Raw genomic sequence first — 20,579 nt, 5'->3', positions numbered from 1 at the left:
GATCAGTAGTCGGGCTGCCAGTCGGCAACGATGGTCTTGCCCGGCAGATCCACCTTGTCCACATAGGCGTCGACAAAGGGAATCATGCGCTCGCGCTCCTTGCCATCCTCTTCATAGGCCAGCACCAGCACGGTCTGCGGGCCGGTGGACAGCAGGTCTCGGACGATGCCCAGGGCCACGCCTTCGCGGTTGACCACGGACAGGCCCAGCAGGTCGACCCAGTAATACTCGCCATCCTCGGGCTGCGGAAAATCGCTGCGCGCCACGAAGATGCGCGCACCGCGCAGGGCCTCGGCAGCGTTGCGGTCGTTCACGGCGGGCGAGGTGGCGACGACGGAGTCGGAGTGCACGCGCGCCTGCTTGACCGGCAGCAGCACGGTTCCGGTGAACTGCCGGGCGCCTTTTTCGGCGGGCTGCAGATACCACTGCTTGGCCGTGAACAGGGCCTCGGGGTCGGAACTGAAGGCCGCCACCTTGAACCAGCCCTTGATGCCCCAGGCATCGGCGATGCGCCCGACCTCCACGGCATCGGCAGGCAGGACGCTGGCTTCGAGTTCAGGCATGTGGCTCATGGCAGTCGGTAGGCAGTAGGTGGACGGTCAATGCAGATCGGTGCAAGGCGATCCGGAGGGGGAAAACAAAAACGGGCCCCGTCAGACAAGCCAACGGAACCCGATTTCAGAAGGGGTGCTGATTTAGGCAGCAGTCTTCTGGGTGGCCTGCTTGATCAGGCGCTCTGCGGTCTCGGAAGCCTGCGCGCCAACGCCCTTCCAGTAGTTCACGCGGTCCAGAGCAACGCGCAGACCCTCTTCGCCACCACGGGCGTTGGGGTTGTAGAAGCCCAGACGTTCGATGAACGAACCATCGCGGCGAACGCGCTTGTCAGCAGCAACGATGTTGTAGAACGGACGGGCCTTGGAACCGCCGCGAGAGAGTCGAATGACGACCATGATTTTCCTTCGGGTGGCGCAGCCACCACGTAATTAACACACAATAAATGGCTGCACAGAGTTTTGCGGCGTTTGAGACACGCGACATGGCCACCCGGCCAGCGACACGCCGTAAAACCAGCGATTATATCGAACTTCTTTTCTCATGCCTACCATCCGCCCAAGCCAGGACAGCGATCTCGCTGCCATCACCGCCATCTACCGCCACCACGTGCTGCATGGCACAGGAACGTTCGAGACCGATCCCCCTTCCGAAGCCGACATGGCCACGCGCCGCGCGGATGTGCTGGCCAAGGGCCTGCCCTATCTGGTCGCCGTGGACGCACAGGGCCAGGTGCTGGGCTTTGCCTACGCCAACTGGTTCAAGCCGCGCCCGGCCTATCGTTTTTCTGCCGAGGATTCCATCTATGTGCATGACGCGGCACGCGGCCAGGGCGTGGGCCGCCTGTTGATCGATGCGCTGTCGCACGACTGCGAGGCGGCCGGCGTGCGCAAACTGCTGGCGGTGATCGGCGACTCGGCCAATGCCGGCTCCATCGGGGTGCACCGCGCTGCAGGCTTCACCCCTGCGGGCACGCTGCGCTCCATGGGATGGAAGTTCGGCCGCTGGCTGGACATCGTGCTCATGGAGAAGACCCTGGGAGACGGCGACCGCAGTTCGCCCGAATAATGGGCGCATGAACCGACCCAGCACGCCCCTGCCCCAGACCACCGGCGCCGACCGGGCTCCCCGCCCCAGGAACAAGACACTGGCCGCCTGGCTGGCCTTTGTGGGCGGGCCGCTGGGGCTGCATCGCTTTTACCTGCATGGGCTCGGCGACTGGCTGGGCTGGCTGCTGCCCGTGCCCACGGCGCTGGGCGTGTACGGCATCGAACGCGTGCAGCAACTGGGACAGGACGACCAGCTCAGCTGGCTGCTGATTCCGCTGCTGGGCTTCACCATCGCCGGCTGTGCGCTGCGCGCCATCCTCTACGGGCTGACCGATACCGAAGCCTGGAACCGGCGCCACAACCCCGGCATTGACGTGCAGGCGCAGGCCGGACGCACGGGCTGGTCAACCATCTTTGCCATTGCGCTGTCGCTGATGCTGGGCGCCGCCGTGCTCATGGCCAGCATTGCCTACAGCTTCCAGCACTACTTCGAGCACCAGGTGGAGGAGGCGCGCAAGATTTCGCAGTGAGGCGCAGCCAACGCCTCCCCCGAAAAAAGAAAGACCGCCATGGGCGGTCTTTCTTTTTGGCGGCAGCAGCCCCGGCTCAATACAGCTGCAGGCTGATCCAGTAGGCAATCGATGCCACGAAGGCGCTGGCAGGGATCGTCAGCACCCAGGCCCAGACGATGTTGCCTGCCACGCCCCAGCGCACGGCGCTGGCGCGCTGGGTGGAGCCCACGCCGACGATGGCGCCGGTGATGGTGTGCGTGGTCGAGACCGGCACGCCCAGGAAGGTTGCAAAGAACAGCGTCAGTGCACCACCGCTTTCGGCGCAGAAGCCGCCCACGGGCTTGAGCTTGGTGATCTTCTGGCCCATGGTCTTGACGATGCGCCAGCCGCCGAACATGGTTCCCAGGCCGATGGCCAGGTAGCAGCTGACGATGGTCCACAGCGGCGGCTCGGCGTCGCCGGCATTGGCATAGCCGGTGGCGATCAGCAGCAGCCAGATGATGCCGATGGTCTTTTGCGCGTCATTGCCGCCGTGGCCCAGGCTATAGGCACCGGCGGAGACCAACTGCAGCCTGCGGAACCAGCGGTCCACCCTGTTGGGCGCGGCGCGCCGGCAGACCCAGGCCACCAGCACCATCATCAGCGAGCCCAGCAGGTAGCCCAGCAGCGGCGAGACGAAGATGAAGGCCACGGTCTTCCCGATGCCGCTGGCAATCAGCGCGCCTGCGCCGGCCTTGGCCATCACCGCGCCCACGATGCCGCCGATCAGCGCATGCGAGGAACTGCTGGGGATGCCGTAGTGCCAGGTGATCACGTTCCAGGCAATGGCACCGACCAGGGCACCGAAGACCACATGCGTGTCGACGATGCCGGGCTGCACGATCCCCTTGCCCACGGTGGCTGCCACGCTCAGGTGAAAGACAAAGACCGCCACCACGTTGAAGAAGGCCGCGAAGGCCACGGCCTGCGTGGGCTTGAGCACGCCCGTGGAGACCACGGTGGCGATCGAGTTGGCAGCATCGTGGAAGCCGTTCATGAAGTCGAACAGCAGGGCCAGCACCACCAGCAGGATCACGACCCACAGGGCCGCTTGTACGGATTCCATAGAGAAACGACTCCGCGAGGGCTCAGGAATTTTCGAGGACGATGCCCTCGATCAGGTTGGCCACGTCCTCGCAGCGGTCGGTCACCGTCTCCAGCAGCTCGTAGATGGCCTTGAGCTTGATGACTTCGCGCACATCGGGCTCTTCGCGGAACAGCTTGCTCATGGCCGAGCGCATCACGCGGTCGGCGTCCGATTCGAGGCGGTCGATTTCCTCGCAGGTCTTCATCGCCGCGTCCACCACCGAGGGATCGGAGATGCGCGACAGCAGCTTGACCGCATCGCGCAGCCGCTCGCAGCAGCGCACGCACAGGTCCGTCAGGCGCGTGATCTCTTCCGTCATGTGGCGCACGTCGTACAGCGCCATGGTCTCGGCCGAGTCCTGGATCAGGTCGGCCACGTCGTCCATGGTGTTGATCAGCGAGTGGATGTGCTCGCGGTCCAGCGGCGTGATGAAGGTCTTGTGCAGCGCCTTGGTGACGTCGTGCGTCACGCGGTCTGCGGCACGCTCGGCGTTGTTCACGTCCTCGTTGTACTTCTCGCGAAGATGAGGATCGTTGTAGTTGGCGACAAGCTGCGAGAAGGCATGCGCGGCTTCGACGATGCGATCGGCATGCTGGTTGAACATCTCGAAAAAATTGCCTTCGCGCGGCAATAACTTGCCAAAAAGCATGAATGCTCCTTACCGGGAAACAGGGGGAACCAGGCGACTCACTGCGTCACATTGCGGATGCTTGGCATGGCTTCCCGGCTTGAACGGGGCGAAGTGTACTCTTGAGTCCCAGGCGCGTTTTTGCGCGCCGGCGCGCCGCCCTGTCAGCCGCTGCGAAAAATAAAGTACACCGCGCCCACCATGCACAGCCCGGCCCAGAGGAAGTCCCATTTGAGCGGCTGGTTCAGGTAGAGCACGGCAAAGGGCGCGAACACCGCCAGCGTGATCACCTCCTGGATGATCTTGAGCTGCGCCACGCTGAACTGCGTGTGGCCTATGCGGTTGGCGGGCACCTGCAGCAGGTACTCGAACAGCGCGATGCCCCAGCTGACAAGGGCTGCCACGTACCAGGGCGACGAGGCGTGGTTCTTCAGGTGGCCATACCAGGCGAAGGTCATGAAGACATTGCTCATGGCCAGCAGGACCACGGTCTGCAGCCCGACGGGGATGTGTTGGAGCCAGTTCATGTGATGTGCAGCCCGACGCGGGGAAACCCAAATTATCGCGTCCGGCACTGGGCAGGGCGGATTTTCGATTTCTTTCCAAAAATTGCCTTTTTGCGCGAATTTCCTCGAATAACCCATCCCATCGCACAAATACGCAAAGTCTCGCATCGATCGACGCTTGATGAATCTTCATCAAATCGTCATATTTTTGCCATATCCCGTCAGTGGCACGGGGCATTCCATCCATCCCCGCGCTCACGGCAGCCGTGGCGCTCACTCGCCCAGATAGGCAGCCCGCACGCGCGGGTCGCTGAGCAGGGTCTGGCCGGGCCCCGTCATGGTGATCAGGCCGGACTCCATCACATAGCCGCGATCGGCCAGCGCCAGCGCACGGCTGGCATTTTGCTCGACCAGCACAAGGGTCACGCCCAGGCCGTGCACGTCGCTCACCACCTCGAAGATCTTGTCCACCATGATGGGCGACAGGCCCATGGAGGGCTCGTCCAGCAGCAGCACCTTGGGCTGGCTCATCAGCGCGCGCGCCATGGCCAGCATCTGCTGCTCGCCACCCGACATGGTGCCGGCCAGCTGGTCGCGGCGCTCCTTCAGCCGCGGGAAGATGCCGAACATGCGCTCGATGTCGGCGGCAATGCCGGCCTTGTCGTTGCGCGTGTAGGCGCCCATGAGCAGGTTCTCGGTGATGGTCATGCGCGCAAACACGCCGCGCCCTTCGGGCACCATGACCAGGCCCTGGGCCACCAGATCCCAGGCGCCCACGCCCCGGATGCTGCGGCCCAGGTAGTGCACGTCGCCGTCCGCCATCTGCAGGCTGCGCGTGACGGCCTTCATGGTGGTGGTCTTGCCGGCACCGTTGGAGCCGATCAGCGAGACCAGCTCGCCCTGGCGCACCTCGAAGTCCACGCCCTTGACGGCCTGAATGCCGCCATAGGCCACCTTCAGGCCCTCGACCTTCAGCAGCACCGGAGGGGACGCGCCCTTGTCTTGCTCTTGCTCGCCCATGGTTCAGTGCCCTCCCGTGCCCAGATAGGCTTCGATCACCTTGTCGTTCTTCTGCACCTCGGCCGGCGTGCCTTCGGCAATGGGCTTGCCATAGTCGAGCACGGTGACGCGGTCGCACAGGCCCATGACCAGCTTCACGTCGTGCTCGATCAGCAAGATGGTGCGCTGGTCGCGGCGGATGCGGTCGATCAGCTCGCGCAGCTGCACTTTCTCGGTGGCATTCATGCCGGCGGCAGGCTCGTCCAGCGCGATCAGCTGCGGGTCGGTGGCCAGGGCGCGGGCGATTTCCAGGCGCCGCTGGTCGCCGTAGCTCAGCGTGCGGGCCTTGAAGTCCGCGTACTTGGAGATGCCCACGTAGTCCAGCAATTCACGGGCGCGCGCGCGGATGGCGGCCTCCTCGGCCTTGAAGCCGCGCGTGCGCAGCACCGCGCCGATCAGGCCCGAGTGCGTGCGCACATGGCGCCCGACCATCACGTTCTCCAGCGCCGTCATCTCGGCAAACAGCCGGATGTTCTGGAAGGTGCGCGCAATGCCGGCCTTGGCCACCTTGTGCACGGCCGTGGGCTCGTAGGCCTTGCCGGCCAGCTCGAAACTGCCGCTGTCGGGCGTGTACAGGCCCGTGATCACGTTGAAGAAGGTGGTCTTGCCCGCGCCATTGGGTCCGATCAGTCCGTAGACCTGGCCCCGGCCAATGGTCATGCCCACATCGGACAGCGCCTGCAGCCCGCCGAAGCGTTTGGAAATGCCCGAAACCCTGAGCACCGGAGCGCTGGAGCTGTTGTCTGCCGTATTCGCCATCTGCGGTTTCTCCATGCTCAGGACTGGTGCGGCAGGTTCTTGCCATGCTCGGGCGACGGCCACAGGCCGCGCGGACGCATCAGCATGATGACGATCATGGCCAGCGCGATCAGCAGCTGGCGCAGGATGGAGGCATCGAGCCGCCCATCGGTCATCTGCTGCAGGGGACCGGCCACATAGCGCAGCACCTCGGGCAACGCCGACAGCAGCACCGCGCCCAGGATCACGCCGGGCAGATGGCCCAGGCCGCCGAGCACCACCATGGCCACGATCATGATGGACTCCATGAGGCTGAACGACTCGGGCGAGACGAAGCCCTGGAAGGCCGCGAACATGGCGCCCGAGACACCGCCAAAAGAGGCGCCCATGCCGAAGGCCAGCAGCTTCATGTTGCGCGTGTTGATGCCCATGGCCTTGGCGGCGATCTCATCCTCGCGGATGGCCATCCAGGCGCGGCCTATGCGCGAGTCCTGCAGGCGCCAGCAGATCACGATGCTGACCAGCACCAGGAAGAGGAACAGGTAGTAGTACAGCGTGACCGAGCTGATGTCGTAGCCGAAGATCTCCTGGCGCTTGGCCAGGTCCAGCCCCAGGATCTTGACCGAGTCGATCTGGCCTATGCCTTTGGGGCCATTGGTGATGTTGACCGGCTGGTCCAGGTTGTTCATGAAGATGCGGATGATCTCGCCGAAGCCCAGCGTGACGATGGCCAGGTAGTCCCCGCGCAGCTTGAGCACCGGAATGCCCAGCAAAATCCCCGTGATGGCCGCCAGCAGCGCCGCCAGCGGTATCACCAGCCAGATGGAGGTATGCAGCCCGTCCGGGAACATGGCGGCAAAGCCCTCGAAGGTCTCCGCCAGATGCGGCGAGGCCATCAGCGCGAACATGTAGGCGCCCACGGCGTAGAACGCCACATAGCCCAGGTCCAGCAGGCCCGCGTAGCCCACCACCACGTTCAGGCCCAGTGCCAGCAGCACATAGAGCAGCGCCAGGTCGGCGATGCGCACCCAGGCATTGCCGAAATACTGCAGCACCAGCGGCAGCACCAGCAGCGCCAGGCCACCCAGGATCCATTGCACGGTCTTCTTGCTGTTCATGCGTCTCTCCTCAGGCGCGGTCGGCCACTCGCTCACCCAGCAGGCCCGAGGGGCGCAGCGTCAGGATGATGATGAGCACGATGAAGGCGAAGATGTCGGTGTAGTGGCTGCCCAGCACGCCGCCCGTGAGATCACCGATGTAGCCCGAGCCAATGGACTCGATCAGCCCCAGCAGCATGGCGCCGACCACGGCGCCCGCCAGGTTGCCGATGCCGCCGAACACGGCCGCCGTGAAGGCCTTGAGTCCCGGCAGAAAGCCCATGGTGTGGTGGGCCGTGCCGTAGTTGGAGGCGTACATGATGCCCGCGATGGCCGCCAGCACGGCGCCGATGATGAAGGTGGCAGAGATCACCATGTCAGGCTTGACGCCCATCAAGGCCGCCACGCGCGGATTCTCGGCCGTGGCCCGCATGGCGCGCCCGAGCTTGGTGTAGTTGACCAGGTAGGTCAGCGCAGCCAGCGCAATCGCCGTGACCACCAGCACCAGGATCTGGGTGGGCGTGATCACCGCCGTGCCGATCTCGAAGGGCGTGCTCGGCAGCAGCGTGGGATAGGCCTTGTAGTTGGGCTTCCAGATGATCATGGCCAGCGTCTGCAGCAGCAGCGAGACGCCGATGGCCGTGATCAGGGGCGCCAGGCGCGGGCTGCTGCGCAGGCGCCGGTAGGCCACTTTCTCGATCACGAAATTCAGTGCGGCGGCCACCACGCAGGCGATCACCGTCGCCAGCAGCAGGATCAGCCAGCCCGGTGCGCCCGGCATGGCCTCCTGCATCAGGCCTATGCAGCTCCAGCTGGTCAGCGCCCCGACCATGAGCACCTCGCCATGGGCGAAGTTGATGAGCTGGATGATGCCGTACACCATGGTGTAGCCCAGGGCGATCAGGGCATACATGCTGCCCAGGACCAATCCGTTGATGACCTGCTGAAGCAGTATGTCCATATGCGCTCTCCCCTTTTGCTCAGGATGGAGACATTCAGCGTGCCTCGCATCCAAACGAACGGAGCCAGCAATGCCATGGTGGTGGAAGCTCTCCTGCCGCATCCCGGCTTGTGATCAGGAAGCCGCAGGGGATGGGCGATTCTAGGCACCCCCCGGTGGCCTGCAACGCCTTGTTGCAGCGGGGTTTCCCGAGGCTTTACAAGCCACGCGCTCTTATGTAGCACTGCAGCAATTTGCCGCAGCCAGCATGAACTCCTACCATCAACGGCAGTGCCGCCAGCAAGCGGTGGCCACGGAGAACCCCGATGAAATACCACGGCAGCTGCCACTGCGGCGGCATCGCTTTCGATGTGGAAGGCGAACTCACCCAGGTCATGGCCTGCAACTGTTCCATCTGCGCGCGCAAGGGCGCCCTCATGTGGTTCGTGCCCCGCGAACAGCTGCAGCTGAGCACGCCCGAGGAGCAGATGCGCTCCTACACCTTCCACCGGCATCTGATCCAGCACCGCTTCTGCCCGACCTGCGGCATCCACCCTTTCGGCGAAGCCACCGATCCCAAGGGCCGGCACATGGCGGCCGTCAACGTGCGCTGCCTGGAAGGCGTGGATGCCGAAGCCTTGCGCATCACGCGCTACGACGGACGGTCGGCCTGAGGCTGGCTTCAGGCCCGCAGCGCTTCTTCCTCCACATCGCGCAGGCGGTCCTTGCCGAAGTAGATCTCGTCGCCAACAAAAAGGTGGGCGATCCGAAAGCGCCACGGTGGAAGGCCTGCTCGGTATTTGCCAGCAGCCGGGCCTTGACTTCGGGCGTCTGGCTTGCAGCGATCAGGGCTGGGGCGTCCAGACCCGCCCCGGACAGCTCGGTGCCGATCACCTGCGCATCGTCCATCTTGCAGCCCTTCTCCCACATGCTGGAGAACACCGCATCGACATAGCGCTCGAAGCAGCCCATGTCCTGGGCGGCCACGGCCCCACGCATGATCTGCAGGGTGTTCACGGGAAAGTGAGGATTCATCCGGAAACGCGTGAGGCTGTGCCTGTGCACGAAGCGCTGCAGCTCCAGCGCCTCATAGGCGCGCTTGTTGGGAATGTCGGCATTGGCCTCGGCCGGGGAGCGGTTGTTGGCCAGCTTGAACAGGCCTCCCAGCAGGACAGGCACATATTCGAAGCGGATGCCCCTGCGCGCCTCGATCCGGGGAATGACCTGGTGGCAGAGATAGGCGTTGGGGCTGCCGAAGTCGAAGAGAAATTGCACCTTGGTGTTCATGGCGTGGCCTGCGGGAGTGGGAGGAAGTGACGATGCGATAAGGCAAGGCGGCTCACCACGGCTCCATCCAGGGACGGATCTCGGTCTCGTGCGTCCAGGCGTCGCGCGGCTGCTGGTGCAGTTGCCAGTAGAGGTCGGCAATGTGCTCGGGATTGAGGATGCCGCCCTGCTCCTTGAGGGCATAGCGCTCGGGGAAATTGCTGCGGATGAATTCGGTGTCTATGGCGCCGTCGATCACGGGATGGGCCACATGGATGCCCTTGGGCCAGAGTTCGCGCGCCATGCTCTGCGCCAGGGCGCGCAGGCCGTGCTTGGCACCGGCAAACGCGGCAAAGCCCTCGCGCCCGCGCAAGCTGGCCGTGGCGCCCGTGAAGATGATGGTGCCCCGGCCGCGCGGCAGCATCACCCTGGCCGCCTCCCGCCCCATCAGAAAGCCGGCGAAGCAGGCCATCTCCCAGACCTTGAAGTAGACGCGCGCCGTGGTTTCGGTGATGCCGAAGCGCACATTGGCGCCGATGTTGAAGACGGCGACCTCGATGGGTGCGATCTCGGCCTCGATCTTCTGCACCAGGGCCACCATTTCCTCTTCCTTGCGCGCGTCGCTGCCAAAGCCATGGGCTTCACCCCCTGCGGCGCGGATCTGCTCGACCAGCGGCTGGAGTTTGTCGGCATCGCGGCGGGTGACGCAGGCGATATAGCCTTCGCGCGCAAAGCGCCGGGCAATCGCCCCGCCCGTGGCGTCACCGGCACCGATGACGAGGATGGCTTTCTTGTCGGTCATGGAATCTCCGTGGATGAAGAAGTAAGTTCATTTTTTGAACTTTATGCACGGTAGGTTTAAAATCTGAACCCGTCAAGCGGGGAACTGCCCAATGAAATGGAACGAACTGGAAGAGGAGCGCTGCTCCATCGCACGCACGGTCTCGGTCATCGGTGACCGCTGGACGCTGCTGGTGCTGCGCGACTGCTTTCTGGGAGTGCGCCGCTTCGATGAATTCCTGGGACGCCTGGGCATTTCACGCCCCATGCTGTCGGACAGGCTGGCCAGGCTGGTCGAGGCCGGCGTGCTCAAGAAGGTGGCCTACCAGGAGGCGCCGGTGCGGCACGAGTACCGCCTCACGTCCAAGGGACTGGACCTGCATCCCGTGGTCATGGCCATCGTGCACTGGGGCGATGTGCACATGTCCGGCGAGGAAGGCCGGCCCCTGCTGCACCGGCATTCGGTGTGCGGCCACACGTTCGATCCCCTGATCGTCTGCTCGCACTGCCACGCTCCCTTGCACGCGCGGGATGTGACGGTGGAGCCCGGCCCGGGCGCCTAGCCCTGGCTCCAGCCCCGGCCTGCTCTCACGGGATTCGGCTATGCGCCGCCGCCGCCAGCCTCTTCATCCCACTTGCGCAGCACGGCCAGCTTCTCGCCGATCTTGATCTCCAGGCCCCGTGGCACGGGCTGGTACCAGCCCGGCTCCGCAATGCCCTCGGGCAGATAGGTCTCGCCGGCCGCGTAGGCGTTGGGCTCGTCGTGCGCGTAGCGGTATTCATGGCCGTAGCCCAGCTCCTTCATGAGCTTGGTGGGCGCGTTGCGCAGGTGCACGGGCACCTCGCGGCTCCTGTCCTGCTTCACGAAGGCCCGGGCCTTGTTGTAGGCGTTGTAGCCGGCGTTGCTCTTGGGAGCCATGGCCAGATAGATGACGGCCTGGCCCAGGGCCAGCTCGCCTTCGGGGCTGCCCAGGCGCTCGTAGGTCAGGGCCGCATCGTTGGCGATCTGCATGGCGCGCGGATCGGCCAGGCCTATGTCTTCCCAGGCCATGCGCACGATGCGCCGCGACAGGTAGCGCGCATCGGCGCCGCCGTCGAGCATGCGGGTGAGCCAGTAGAGCGCCGCATCGGGATGGGAGCCGCGCACGGACTTGTGCAGGGCCGAGATCTGGTCGTAGAAGTTGTCGCCCCCCTTGTCGAAGCGCCTGGCATTCAAGGTCAGCGCGTTCTGCACGAATTCGGCATCGATCCGGGTGACGCCTGCAGCGCCCGCCGCCGTCTGGCATTGCTCCAGCAGGTTCAGGAACCGCCGGGCGTCGCCATCGGCATAGCCGATGATGGTGTCCCGCGCCAGGTCGTCGAACTGCAGGCCGCCCAGGGCCTTTTCCTGCGCGCGCTGCAGCAGCTGCCTGAGCTCTTCATCGGTCAGTGACTGCAGCACATAGACCTGTGCGCGCGACAGCAGGGCCGAGTTCACCTCGAAGGACGGGTTCTCCGTGGTGGCGCCGATGAAGGTCACCAGGCCGCTTTCCGCATAGGGCAGCAGCGCATCCTGCTGGGATTTGTTGAAGCGGTGGATCTCGTCCACGAAGAGGATGGTGTGCCTGCCCATGGCCAGGTTCTGCTGGGCCTGCTCCATGGCCGCGCGGATGTCCTTGACCCCGGAGAACACCGCCGACAGCGCAATGAACTCACACTTGAAGGCCGTGGCCGTGAGCCGGGCCAGCGTGGTCTTGCCCACGCCGGGTGGCCCCCAGAAGATCATGGAATGCGGCTTGCCCGACTGGAAGGCCAGGCGCAGCGGCTTGCCTTCGCCCAGCAGGTGGGACTGGCCCACGACCTCGTCCAGGGTCTTGGGCCGCAGGGCTTCGGCCAGTGGTGCGGAGGGCTCCTGGGTGAACAGATCAGCCATGGGGCAGCTCTCTCGAAAGCCGCTCCCCGCACGCGAGGTGCGGCAGCCCGTGTTGCGGATTCTTCGCCAAAGGGAACAGATGCAGTTGCAGAACCATGGCGCCATTGTCCACGCCATGGCTGGCGCAGGTGCGCCAGGCCTTGATGCCTGATGTCGGCCGTGGACTGAAACTCCTGATCTTCAGACGGGAATATGGCCATCGCCTCCAGGCATGTCACTGAAACGACATGGATTGTTTGCATGCACCCCATCAAGAGCAATCACTGACATTTCACACCTGCTTCGGGCCGCAGCCCTAAAATGCTGCCCTTTGCGGAGCCGGCCGCGCGATCCGCGCGCGACCTTCGGGCCTGCGTCATCGCAGCCTTCCAACCCCGCGCCTCCCTCCGTTTACGGAACCGCCTGCCATGCGGCAATGCGGGGCCTTTTCATTTCTGCATCCATGCAAACACTCAAGACCAGGGACCTGATCGCCCTAGGCTTCATGACCTTTGCGCTGTTCCTCGGCGCGGGCAACATCATCTTTCCGCCCATGGTCGGCCAGGGCGCCGGCGAGCACGCGGCCGCTGCGGCCACGGGCTTCCTGCTGACGGGCGTGGGCCTGCCCCTGCTCACGGTGGTCGCACTGGCGCGCGTGGGCGGCGGCATGGACGCACTGACCTCGCCCGTGGGCCGCAAGGCCGGAATGGTGCTGGGCCTGCTGATCTATCTCATCCTGGGGCCGCTGTTCGCCACGCCGCGCACGGCGACGGTGTCGTTCGAGATGGGCTTTGCGCCCTTCATGGGCCACAGCAGCACAGCCCTGTTCATCTACTCTGCCGTGTACTTCGCCCTGGTCATGGGCCTGTCCCTGTTCCCGGGCAAGCTGATCGACAACATCGGCAAGCTGATCACGCCCGTGTTGATCCTGGCGCTGGTGGTGCTGGGCGCCGCCGCCGTGCTGCTGCCGGCCGGGGAGGCCACCAGGGCCAGTGGCGAATACCTGGTGTCGCCGCTGACCGAAGGTTTCCTGGAGGGCTACCAGACCATGGACGCGCTGGGGGCGCTGGCCTTCGGCATCGTCATCGTCAACGCCATCCGTGACCGCGGCATCTCCGATACCGGCCTGCAGACGCGCTACGCCATCGTCGCGGGCGTGATCGCCGCCGTCGGACTGGGCATGGTGTATCTGTCGCTGATCCATCTGGGCGCCACCAGCCAGTCCATCGCCCCGCAGGCACAGACCGGCGTGCTCATCCTCACGCGCTATGTGGATCACACCTTCGGCCCCATCGGCAGCCTGCTGCTGGCCGTGGTGATCTCCCTGGCCTGCCTGACCACGGCCGTGGGCCTGGTCAGTGCCTGCGGCGCCTACTTCAGCCAAATGCTGCGCCTGCCCTACCGTGCAGTGGTGGTGGCCATCGGCCTGGCCTGCATTCTGGTGTCCAACCAGGGCCTGGCCCAGTTGATCGCCGTATCCGGACCCGTGCTCGTGGGCATCTACCCGCTGGCCATCGCCCTGGTGGTGCTGAGCCTGCTGTCGGGCCTGTGGCGCAATGCGCAGCGGGTGTTCGCACCGGTGCTGGCCGTGGCCCTGTTGTTTGGTCTCATCGATGCAGCCAGGGCTGCCGGCTGGCAGGACTGGCTGCCCGCGTTCCTGAACAGCCTGCCGGGCAACGGCATGGGCTGGGCCCTGCCCGTGGCCGCGACCCTGGTGCTGGCCGCCCTCCACGACCGGCTGCGCCCTGCGCCCGCCGCCGCGTTCAAGCCGTCCTGAACCTTGACATGAGTTCGACCAGCTGATGGGCCTGCTTGCGCAGGCTCTCGGCGGCCGAACTGGTCTGCTCCACCAGCGCGGCGTTCTGCTGGGTGCCTTCCTCGATGCGGACGATGGCGCTGTTGACATGGCTCACGCCCGCGCTCTGTTCGCCGCTGGAATGGCTGATGGCGCCGATCATGCGCGAGACCTTGGCAATCGCCTCCTGCACCGAGGCCATGGTCGCACCCGCACTGTCCACCTCCTGGGCGCCCAGGGCCACGCGCTGGGCGTTGGCCTGGATCAGGTCGCGGATCTCCCGCGCCGCACCCGAGCTGCGCTGGGCCAGCGTGCGCACCTCGGCGGCCACCACCGCAAAGCCCCGGCCCTGCTCGCCGGCCCGTGCGGCCTCCACGGCCGCGTTGAGCGCAAGAATGTTGGTCTGGAAGGCAATGCCGTCGATCACCTCGATGATGCTGACCACGCGTTCGGACGCATCCTGGATGCTGCGCATGGTGCCCACGACGGCCGAGATGGCATCGCCGCCGCGCGTGGCAATGTCGCTGGCGGACGAAGCCAGCAGGTTGGCCTTCTCTGCGTGATCGGCATTGCCACGCACGGTGGAGTCGAGCTGGTCCATGGAGGATGCCGTCATCTGCAGGGCCGACGCCTGCTGCTCGGTGCGCTGGGCCAGGTCGCTGTTGCCCGCTGCGATCTGCGAGCTGGCGGATGCCACCTGCTCCGCATTGCCGCGCACTTCCACGACGATGCTGCGCAGCTGTTCCTGCATGTCGCCCAGCGCCCGCAGCAGCTGGCCCAGCTCGTCGCGGCCGCCGCTCGCTATGGCATTGGTCAGATGGCCACGGGCCACGTTCTCGGCCAGCCGGACCGCGCTGCGCAGCGGTGCCACCACGGCGCGGGTGATGAGCCAGCCAATGGCCACGCCGGCCACGGCCGCCACCAGCATCAGCGCCAGGCTCAATTCCGTGGCGCGCCTGCCGCTGCTGTACGCATCGTCGGCCACGGACTTGCTCTGGGCAGCGATGCCTGCCTTGAGTTGGGACAGCAGCTCGGCCGGCTCGCGGTCCACGCCGCGCACGGCCATGTCGCCCACGGAGGGGTCGAAGCCCGTGGCCTCGAACTTGTCCAGGCCCACGCGATAGCCCTCGGCCATCTTGCGGTGCTGTGCCACAAAGCGCTGGGCCATCTCGCGCAGGGCGGTGTCTTCCACCAGGGCCAGCAAGGCGGTGGTCTTGTCCTGCACGGCGCGCTCATCGGACAGAAAGCCCTTCCAGTGCCGCTCGCGCAGCGCGTTGTCCGAGCCGCGCAGCAGCACGTTCTTCCATTCCTGGACCTGGGTCTTGAAGTGGCCTTCCACTTCTGCGGCAAGGCGCTCTGCGGCCATGTGGCGCTGTACGTCGCCGTGAAAGACGCCAAGGGATTGATGGGCCGACCAGAGGCCGAAGAATCCGGCGGCCAGGGTGAATAGCAGCGCCATGGCAATGGCGAGCGGCAACTTGCGACTGAGGTTCATAAAGACATGCGAGAGCCGGCCAGCATGTCCTCGAAGGGACGTCGAAACAGTCGCTGGCCGCAGGCCGCTATTGTCCCGGCGATATTAGGCAAAACCATTACAAAACCTCACAAACTGCGCACCGCAGCGTGTGAGGTTCTTGAAGGTCCGCCCTGTGCAGCGGTGGATTACTGCTTGAGCACGTCGGCGCCCGCAGGCACCTTGAACTCGAAGGTCGAGGCCGGCAGGGATGCCTGGGTCTGCAGCTTGCTGAAGCGGATCAGCGAACGCTGGCCAAAGCTGTCGAGGATGTCCAGCGCCGAAAGCTGCCCATCGGCTGCAAAGCCTACGCGCACGCTCTTGAGCTGGCCGTTCCTGTCCTTGGGGCTGGCCTGGACCCATTGCAGGCCATCCTGCTCGGGCGCGGACTGCAGATCGAAGTCGGCGCTCAACGCCTTGAGATCGCTGGCCGACGCCAGGATGGCGGCAGGCGTGCTGCCCAGGGCCTGGGCCTGCGCGCGCTGCGTGACCTGGTTGAGGTCGGCGTCATAGAGCCACAGCGTCTTGCCGTCGGCCACGATGGTCTGCTCGAACGGCTTGGTGTAGACGAACCTGAACTTGCCGGGACGCTGGAATTCGAATTGGCCGCTGGAGTTCTTGGTGCGCGGCGGCTGGCCATCCTTGGACGGGGCCGTGACGGCCTGGGTGAATTCGGCGCGGCCGGCCTGGGAATTCTTCATGAAGGCTTCCAGGCTCTTGAGGCCATCGGCCCACGAGGCCGTCGCGCTTGCCGCGATCACAACTGCAGTCAACAGACGTTTCATTCTTTCTCCATGATTGCGAAATGCGGGCTCATTCCCCGGCGCGCGCCGGCACCAGCACTTCGCGCTGCCCGCTGGCCGTGAGACCGCTGACCAGGCCCGCCTTTTCCATATCTTCCAGCAGGCGGGCCGAGCGGTTGTAACCAATCCTGAGCTTGCGCTGCACATACGAGATGCTGGCCTTGCGGTCCTTGAGCACCACTTCCACGGCCTGGTCGTACATGGGATCCTTCTCGCCGTTGCCACCGTCGCCGGACTCCGCACCGAACTCGCTGTCGCCCTCGGCCGTGCCGCCTTCGAGCACACCCTCGATATAGTCGGCCTCGCCCTGCTCCTTGAGGTAGCCCACGACGCGGTGCACTTCCTCGTCGGACACAAAGGCGCCGTGCACGCGCACGGGCAGGCCCGTGCCGCTGGCCATGTAGAGCATGTCGCCCATGCCCAGCAGGGACTCGGCACCCATCTGGTCGAGCACGGTGCGGCTGTCGATCTTGCTGCTGACCTGGAAGGCGATGCGCGTGGGAATGTTGGCCTTGATCAGGCCGGTGATCACGTCCACGCTGGGGCGCTGGGTGGCCAGGATCAGGTGGATGCCGGCCGCGCGGGCCTTCTGGGCCAGGCGCGCGATCAGCTCCTCGATCTTCTTGCCGACCACCATCATCAGGTCGGCCAGCTCGTCGATGACGATGACGATGTGCGGCAGGCGCTGCAGCGGCTCGGGCTCCTCGGGCGTGAGGCTGAAGGGGTTGGGAATCGATTCCTCGCGCGCCTTGGCCTCGTCGATCTTGGTGTTGTAGCCCGCCAGATTGCGCACGCCCAGCTTGCTCATGAGCTTGTAGCGGCGCTCCATCTCGGCCACGCACCAGTTCAGGCCGTTGGCGGCCTGCTTCATGTCGGTGACCACGGGGCACAGCAGGTGAGGAATGCCTTCGTAGACCGACATTTCCAGCATCTTGGGGTCGATCATCAGCAGGCGCACATCGCGCGCCTCGGCCTTGTACAGCAGCGACAGGATCATGGCGTTGATCCCCACCGACTTGCCCGAACCCGTGGTGCCGGCCACCAGCACGTGCGGCATCTTGGCCAGATCGGCCACCACCGGGTTGCCCACGATGTCCTTGCCCAGGCCCATGGTCAGCATGCTCTTGGCGTCGTGGTACACCTGCGAGCCCAGCACCTCGGACAGGCGGATGGACTGGCGCTTGGCATTGGGCAGCTCCAGCGCCATGAAGTTCTTGCCGGGGATCGTCTCGATCACGCGGATGGACACCAGGGACAGCGAGCGCGCCAGATCCTTGGCCAGGTTCACGATCTGCGAGCCCTTGACACCCGTGGCCGGTTCGATCTCGTAGCGCGTGATCACGGGGCCGGGCATGGCGGCCACCACGTGCACCTCCACGCCAAAGTCCTTGAGGCGCTTTTCGATCAGCCGGCTGGTCATCTCCAGCGTCTCGGGCGAGACGCTCTCCTGGCGCTGCTGCGCCGCATCGAGCAAGTCCACCTGGGGCAGCTTGCTGTCGGGCAATTCGGAGAACAGCGGCTTCTGGCGCTCCTTGACCACGCGCACGCTGGGGGCCGCCGCCTCCTGCAGCACGGGCTCGATGATCTGCACGGGCTGCGGGTGCTGCACGGCGCTTTCCGTGCGCTCTTCCTGCAACACCTCTTCGCGCTCGCGCGCGGCACGGCGGCCTGCGGCCTCGTCCCGGGCCTTCTCGCGGCGCGCGAAGAGGAAATGCACCCATCCATCCAGGCGTGCGCCCATGGATTCGGCCAGATGCCCCCAGGAAAAGCGGAACACCATGGCCAGGCCGATCACGGCCACGCAGATGCCGATCAGGCCCGAACCCATGAAGCCCAGCCATTGCAGGCTGTGGTAGCCCAGCATGTAGCCAAAGACGCCGCCGGCAGGGCCTGGCAGCACGCTCTCGAAGCGGTACAGCCGCGTCCATTCCAGCGCGCAGCTTGCGCCCAGCAGCAGCAGCAGGCCACCCCAGAAACGCAGGCGCCGGCGCCACAGCGGCGGCAGTTGCACGCCATCGCGGGGCACGCCGCCCCGCAACCAGCGGGCGAAGGAAGACATCCAGGTCTGCACCGAGGCCAGCACCAGCCACCAGACCGACATGCCGAAGCCGAAATAGCAGGCGTCGGCCAGCCAGGCTCCGACGCGGCCCATCCAGTTGGCGACCAGGCGCGCGTGTCCCGCCCCGGAGGTGGACCACGCTGGATCCTGGGGCGAGTAGCTGAACATGGAGGCAAGCCAGAACACCAGGGCCAGCAGCCCCGCCAACAGCAGCATTTCATGGCCGAAGCGCGCCACCATGCCGGGGCGCGCCGCAGACTTGGATTTGCCCTTGGCGGATGTGGAAGCGTTCAGAGCGTTCAATGAGTAGGTCATACGCAGGCGGGAGCTTACCCCAGCCCCCTCGGGCTGGCCGCAAAAACAGCCAGGACGGCCTGCTAGCGTAATGCAAGCACTTGCAACAGAACATGACGCCGCTGCATGACGGCGCCATGCCGATCATTTTTGACAATCCGGGCCATTGATCCGCATGGCAACGGGAACCCGGCTGCGGAGCGATACTCCATGGCTGTGCCCGATGTATCTTTTTTCTGCACGCCGACTGCCGGCGTGCGCCTTTTTCAAGAACTGCATCCATGTCTTCTACGCAACACGCCAAAGTCCTGATCCTCGGCTCCGGCCCTGCCGGCTACACGGCCGCCATCTACGCCGCGCGCGCCAACCTCAACCCGCTGCTGGTGACCGGCATGGCCCAGGGTGGCCAGCTGATGACGACGACGGAAGTGGACAACTGGCCTGCGGACGTGAACGGCGTACAGGGCCCCGAACTGATGCAGCGCTTCCTGGAGCACGCAGAGCGCTTCAAGACCCAGGTGGTGTTCGACCACATCCACAGCGTCGATTTCTCCAAGCGCCCCTTCACGCTGACCGGCGACTCCGGCACCTATACCTGCGACAGCCTGATCATCGCCACGGGCGCCTCGGCCAAGTACCTGGGCCTGCCCTCCGAAGAGGCCTTCATGGGCCGCGGCGTCTCGGGCTGCGCCACCTGCGACGGTTTCTTCTACCGCGAGCAGCCCGTGTGCGTGGTCGGCGGCGGCAACACCGCCGTCGAGGAAGCCCTGTACCTGTCCAACATCGCCAGCAAGGTCACCCTGGTGCACCGCCGCGACAAGTTCAAGGCCGAGCCCATCCTCGTGGACAAGCTCATGGACAAGGTCCGTGCCGGCAAGATCGAACTCAAGACCCACTTCGTGCTCGACGAGGTGCTGGGCGACCATTCCGGCGTGACCGGCATCCGCATCAAGAGCACCCAGGATGGCCATGCCGAGGACATCCAGCTGCAGGGCTGCTTCATCGCCATCGGCCACGCGCCCAACACCGAGATCTTCAAGGGCCACCTGGAGATGGACGAGACCGGCTACATCATCACCCAGGGCGGCCTCAAGGGCTTCGCCACCCAGACCAGCGTGCCCGGCGTGTTCGCGGCCGGCGACGTGCAGGACCATGTCTACCGCCAGGCCATCACCAGCGCCGGCACGGGCTGCATGGCCGCGCTGGACGCCCAGCGCTTCCTCGAGCAGGAATAAGCGGGATGCCATCCCGCCCGCCCTGCCCTCGTGCAGGGCGGCAAAAGCCCCTGGCTGCCGCCGTGATTGGCTGGCCCAGGGGCTTTTCTCATGAAGACGCTATAATCCGTGGCTTTGCTGAATTTGAAGCGCGCCTTGCTTGCATGGCCAGGACACTTTCAGCGATGGGGTTACCGCCACCCTTTATGGCGAGGTGAGGTTGCCGGCAGGCCCTGCAGCAAATGCAGGGCATCAGCGTCGGCGGCTGTACAACTATCGGAGTGTCCTCATGGCACGCGTATGTGAAGTAACGGGCAAGAAGCCCATGGTGGGAAACAACGTTTCCCACGCCAACAACAAGACCAAGCGTCGTTTCCTGCCCAACCTGCAATACCGCCGTTTCTGGGTTGAGAGCGAAAACCGTTGGGTGCGCCTGCGCGTTTCCAGCGCTGCTCTGCGCCTGATCGACAAGAACGGTATCGACTCCGTGCTCGCAGACCTGCGTGCCCGTGGCCAAGCCTAAATCCCTCAAGGAGAAACACCATGGCTGCTAAAGGCGGACGCGAAAAGATCAAGCTGGAATCCACTGCAGGAACCGGCCACTTCTACACCACGACCAAGAACAAGAAGACAATGCCCGAGAAGATGGCGATCATGAAGTTTGATCCCAAGGCTCGCAAGCACGTCACGTACAAGGAAATCAAGCTGAAGTAATTCAGCCTGTCCCTGGTACCGACAAAGAAACCGCCCGGCGCAA

General features: G+C 65.1%; 22 protein-coding genes and 1 pseudogene. 8 read left to right on the top strand and 15 right to left on the bottom strand.

Annotated features, from left to right (window positions below):
- Nucleotides 1-2: 2 nt before the first annotated feature.
- Together rimM and rpsP are read right to left on the bottom strand one after the other, a co-directional pair.
- Nucleotides 3-572: a ribosome maturation factor RimM gene (gene rimM / locus U6958_RS08605; protein ID WP_016445782.1), complete on the bottom strand. Its 570-nt coding sequence runs from the start codon at nucleotides 570-572 to the stop codon at nucleotides 3-5.
- Nucleotides 573-695: 123 nt separating this feature from the next.
- Nucleotides 696-950 carry a 30S ribosomal protein S16 gene (gene rpsP, locus U6958_RS08600; RefSeq protein WP_012207143.1) on the bottom strand — a complete coding sequence of 85 codons (255 nt, stop codon included), beginning with the start codon at nucleotides 948-950 and terminating at the stop codon, nucleotides 696-698.
- Between the two features lie 145 nt (nucleotides 951-1,095).
- Here rpsP and U6958_RS08595 point away from each other — a divergent pair, with 145 nt between their 5' ends.
- Together U6958_RS08595 and U6958_RS08590 are read left to right on the top strand one after the other, a co-directional pair.
- Nucleotides 1,096-1,620, top strand: a complete 525-nt coding sequence (locus U6958_RS08595) for a GNAT family N-acetyltransferase (RefSeq protein WP_016445781.1) — start codon at nucleotides 1,096-1,098, stop codon at nucleotides 1,618-1,620.
- A gap of 7 nt (nucleotides 1,621-1,627) precedes the next feature.
- A complete protein-coding gene (locus U6958_RS08590; protein WP_016445780.1) occupies nucleotides 1,628-2,131 on the top strand; it encodes an NINE protein in 504 nt (167 codons plus the stop codon).
- 76 nt (nucleotides 2,132-2,207) lie between these two features.
- Here U6958_RS08590 and U6958_RS08585 read toward each other — a convergent pair whose 3' ends face one another.
- The 7 genes from U6958_RS08585 to U6958_RS08555 all read right to left on the bottom strand — a co-directional run bounded on the left by U6958_RS08585 (nucleotide 2,208) and on the right by U6958_RS08555 (nucleotide 8,228).
- Nucleotides 2,208-3,218 carry an inorganic phosphate transporter gene (locus U6958_RS08585; RefSeq protein WP_016445779.1) on the bottom strand — a complete coding sequence of 337 codons (1,011 nt, stop codon included), beginning with the start codon at nucleotides 3,216-3,218 and terminating at the stop codon, nucleotides 2,208-2,210.
- Nucleotides 3,219-3,240: 22 nt separating this feature from the next.
- The gene (locus tag U6958_RS08580; RefSeq protein ID WP_016445778.1) at nucleotides 3,241-3,888 is read right to left on the bottom strand and encodes a DUF47 domain-containing protein; all 648 of its coding nucleotides are present in this window, start codon (nucleotides 3,886-3,888) and stop codon (nucleotides 3,241-3,243) included.
- 143 nt (nucleotides 3,889-4,031) lie between these two features.
- A complete protein-coding gene (locus U6958_RS08575) occupies nucleotides 4,032-4,394 on the bottom strand; it encodes a DMT family protein (RefSeq protein WP_016445777.1) in 363 nt (120 codons plus the stop codon).
- Nucleotides 4,395-4,646: 252 nt separating this feature from the next.
- The gene (locus tag U6958_RS08570; RefSeq protein WP_047326590.1) at nucleotides 4,647-5,393 is read right to left on the bottom strand and encodes an ABC transporter ATP-binding protein; all 747 of its coding nucleotides are present in this window, start codon (nucleotides 5,391-5,393) and stop codon (nucleotides 4,647-4,649) included.
- 3 nt (nucleotides 5,394-5,396) lie between these two features.
- Nucleotides 5,397-6,191 carry an ABC transporter ATP-binding protein gene (locus U6958_RS08565; protein ID WP_016445775.1) on the bottom strand — a complete coding sequence of 265 codons (795 nt, stop codon included), beginning with the start codon at nucleotides 6,189-6,191 and terminating at the stop codon, nucleotides 5,397-5,399.
- A 17-nt stretch (nucleotides 6,192-6,208) separates the two neighbouring features.
- Nucleotides 6,209-7,288: an ABC transporter permease subunit gene (locus tag U6958_RS08560; RefSeq protein ID WP_016445774.1), complete on the bottom strand. Its 1,080-nt coding sequence runs from the start codon at nucleotides 7,286-7,288 to the stop codon at nucleotides 6,209-6,211.
- A gap of 10 nt (nucleotides 7,289-7,298) precedes the next feature.
- On the bottom strand, nucleotides 7,299-8,228 hold the full coding sequence (locus tag U6958_RS08555) for a branched-chain amino acid ABC transporter permease (protein ID WP_016445773.1): 930 nt from the start codon (nucleotides 8,226-8,228) through the stop codon (nucleotides 7,299-7,301).
- A gap of 305 nt (nucleotides 8,229-8,533) precedes the next feature.
- On the opposite strand from U6958_RS08555, the gene U6958_RS08550 reads away from it, so the two are divergent.
- On the top strand, nucleotides 8,534-8,881 hold the full coding sequence (locus U6958_RS08550; RefSeq protein ID WP_016445772.1) for a GFA family protein: 348 nt from the start codon (nucleotides 8,534-8,536) through the stop codon (nucleotides 8,879-8,881).
- A gap of 8 nt (nucleotides 8,882-8,889) precedes the next feature.
- Here the strand turns inward: U6958_RS08550 and U6958_RS08545 are convergent.
- Both U6958_RS08545 and U6958_RS08540 read right to left on the bottom strand, forming a co-directional pair.
- Nucleotides 8,890-9,494, bottom strand: a pseudogene (locus U6958_RS08545) (2-hydroxychromene-2-carboxylate isomerase).
- A gap of 52 nt (nucleotides 9,495-9,546) precedes the next feature.
- The gene (locus tag U6958_RS08540; protein ID WP_016445770.1) at nucleotides 9,547-10,275 is read right to left on the bottom strand and encodes an SDR family oxidoreductase; all 729 of its coding nucleotides are present in this window, start codon (nucleotides 10,273-10,275) and stop codon (nucleotides 9,547-9,549) included.
- Nucleotides 10,276-10,366: 91 nt separating this feature from the next.
- Between U6958_RS08540 and U6958_RS08535 the strand changes: the two genes are divergently transcribed.
- A complete protein-coding gene (locus U6958_RS08535; protein WP_016445769.1) occupies nucleotides 10,367-10,816 on the top strand; it encodes a helix-turn-helix domain-containing protein in 450 nt (149 codons plus the stop codon).
- 38 nt (nucleotides 10,817-10,854) lie between these two features.
- On the opposite strand, the gene U6958_RS08530 is transcribed toward U6958_RS08535, so the two are convergent.
- Nucleotides 10,855-12,165, bottom strand: coding sequence for a replication-associated recombination protein A (locus U6958_RS08530; RefSeq protein WP_016445768.1), 1,311 nt, complete (start codon nucleotides 12,163-12,165; stop codon nucleotides 10,855-10,857).
- A 442-nt stretch (nucleotides 12,166-12,607) separates the two neighbouring features.
- Here U6958_RS08530 and brnQ point away from each other — a divergent pair, with 442 nt between their 5' ends.
- Nucleotides 12,608-13,921, top strand: a complete 1,314-nt coding sequence (gene brnQ / locus U6958_RS08525; protein ID WP_074921130.1) for a branched-chain amino acid transport system II carrier protein — start codon at nucleotides 12,608-12,610, stop codon at nucleotides 13,919-13,921.
- Here the strand turns inward: brnQ and U6958_RS08520 are convergent.
- From U6958_RS08520 to U6958_RS08510, 3 genes are all read right to left on the bottom strand, one after another.
- The gene (locus U6958_RS08520) at nucleotides 13,908-15,434 is read right to left on the bottom strand and encodes a methyl-accepting chemotaxis protein (RefSeq protein WP_074921080.1); all 1,527 of its coding nucleotides are present in this window, start codon (nucleotides 15,432-15,434) and stop codon (nucleotides 13,908-13,910) included. The two genes, brnQ and U6958_RS08520, sit on opposite strands and share 14 nt — an antisense overlap.
- 167 nt (nucleotides 15,435-15,601) lie before the next feature.
- Nucleotides 15,602-16,237, bottom strand: coding sequence for an outer membrane lipoprotein chaperone LolA (gene lolA, locus U6958_RS08515; RefSeq protein WP_047217411.1), 636 nt, complete (start codon nucleotides 16,235-16,237; stop codon nucleotides 15,602-15,604).
- A 28-nt stretch (nucleotides 16,238-16,265) separates the two neighbouring features.
- Nucleotides 16,266-18,629 (bottom strand): DNA translocase FtsK, encoded by a 2,364-nt coding sequence (locus tag U6958_RS08510; protein WP_016451102.1) that lies wholly within the window; start codon nucleotides 18,627-18,629, stop codon nucleotides 16,266-16,268.
- 260 nt (nucleotides 18,630-18,889) lie between these two features.
- Between U6958_RS08510 and trxB the strand changes: the two genes are divergently transcribed.
- The 3 genes from trxB to rpmG all read left to right on the top strand — a co-directional run bounded on the left by trxB (nucleotide 18,890) and on the right by rpmG (nucleotide 20,536).
- A complete protein-coding gene (gene trxB / locus U6958_RS08505; RefSeq protein WP_074921081.1) occupies nucleotides 18,890-19,843 on the top strand; it encodes a thioredoxin-disulfide reductase in 954 nt (317 codons plus the stop codon).
- 268 nt (nucleotides 19,844-20,111) lie between these two features.
- Nucleotides 20,112-20,345 (top strand): 50S ribosomal protein L28, encoded by a 234-nt coding sequence (gene rpmB, locus U6958_RS08500; RefSeq protein WP_012207163.1) that lies wholly within the window; start codon nucleotides 20,112-20,114, stop codon nucleotides 20,343-20,345.
- A gap of 20 nt (nucleotides 20,346-20,365) precedes the next feature.
- A complete protein-coding gene (gene rpmG, locus U6958_RS08495; RefSeq protein ID WP_012207164.1) occupies nucleotides 20,366-20,536 on the top strand; it encodes a 50S ribosomal protein L33 in 171 nt (56 codons plus the stop codon).
- Nucleotides 20,537-20,579 lie beyond the last annotated feature (43 nt).

Source organism: Delftia lacustris, from assembly GCF_040267515.1.
Taxonomy (GTDB): domain Bacteria; phylum Pseudomonadota; class Gammaproteobacteria; order Burkholderiales; family Burkholderiaceae_C; genus Comamonas; species Comamonas tsuruhatensis.
The sequence above is the reverse complement of the archived record's forward strand: the minus strand, read 5'-3'. Positions and strand labels throughout refer to the sequence as shown.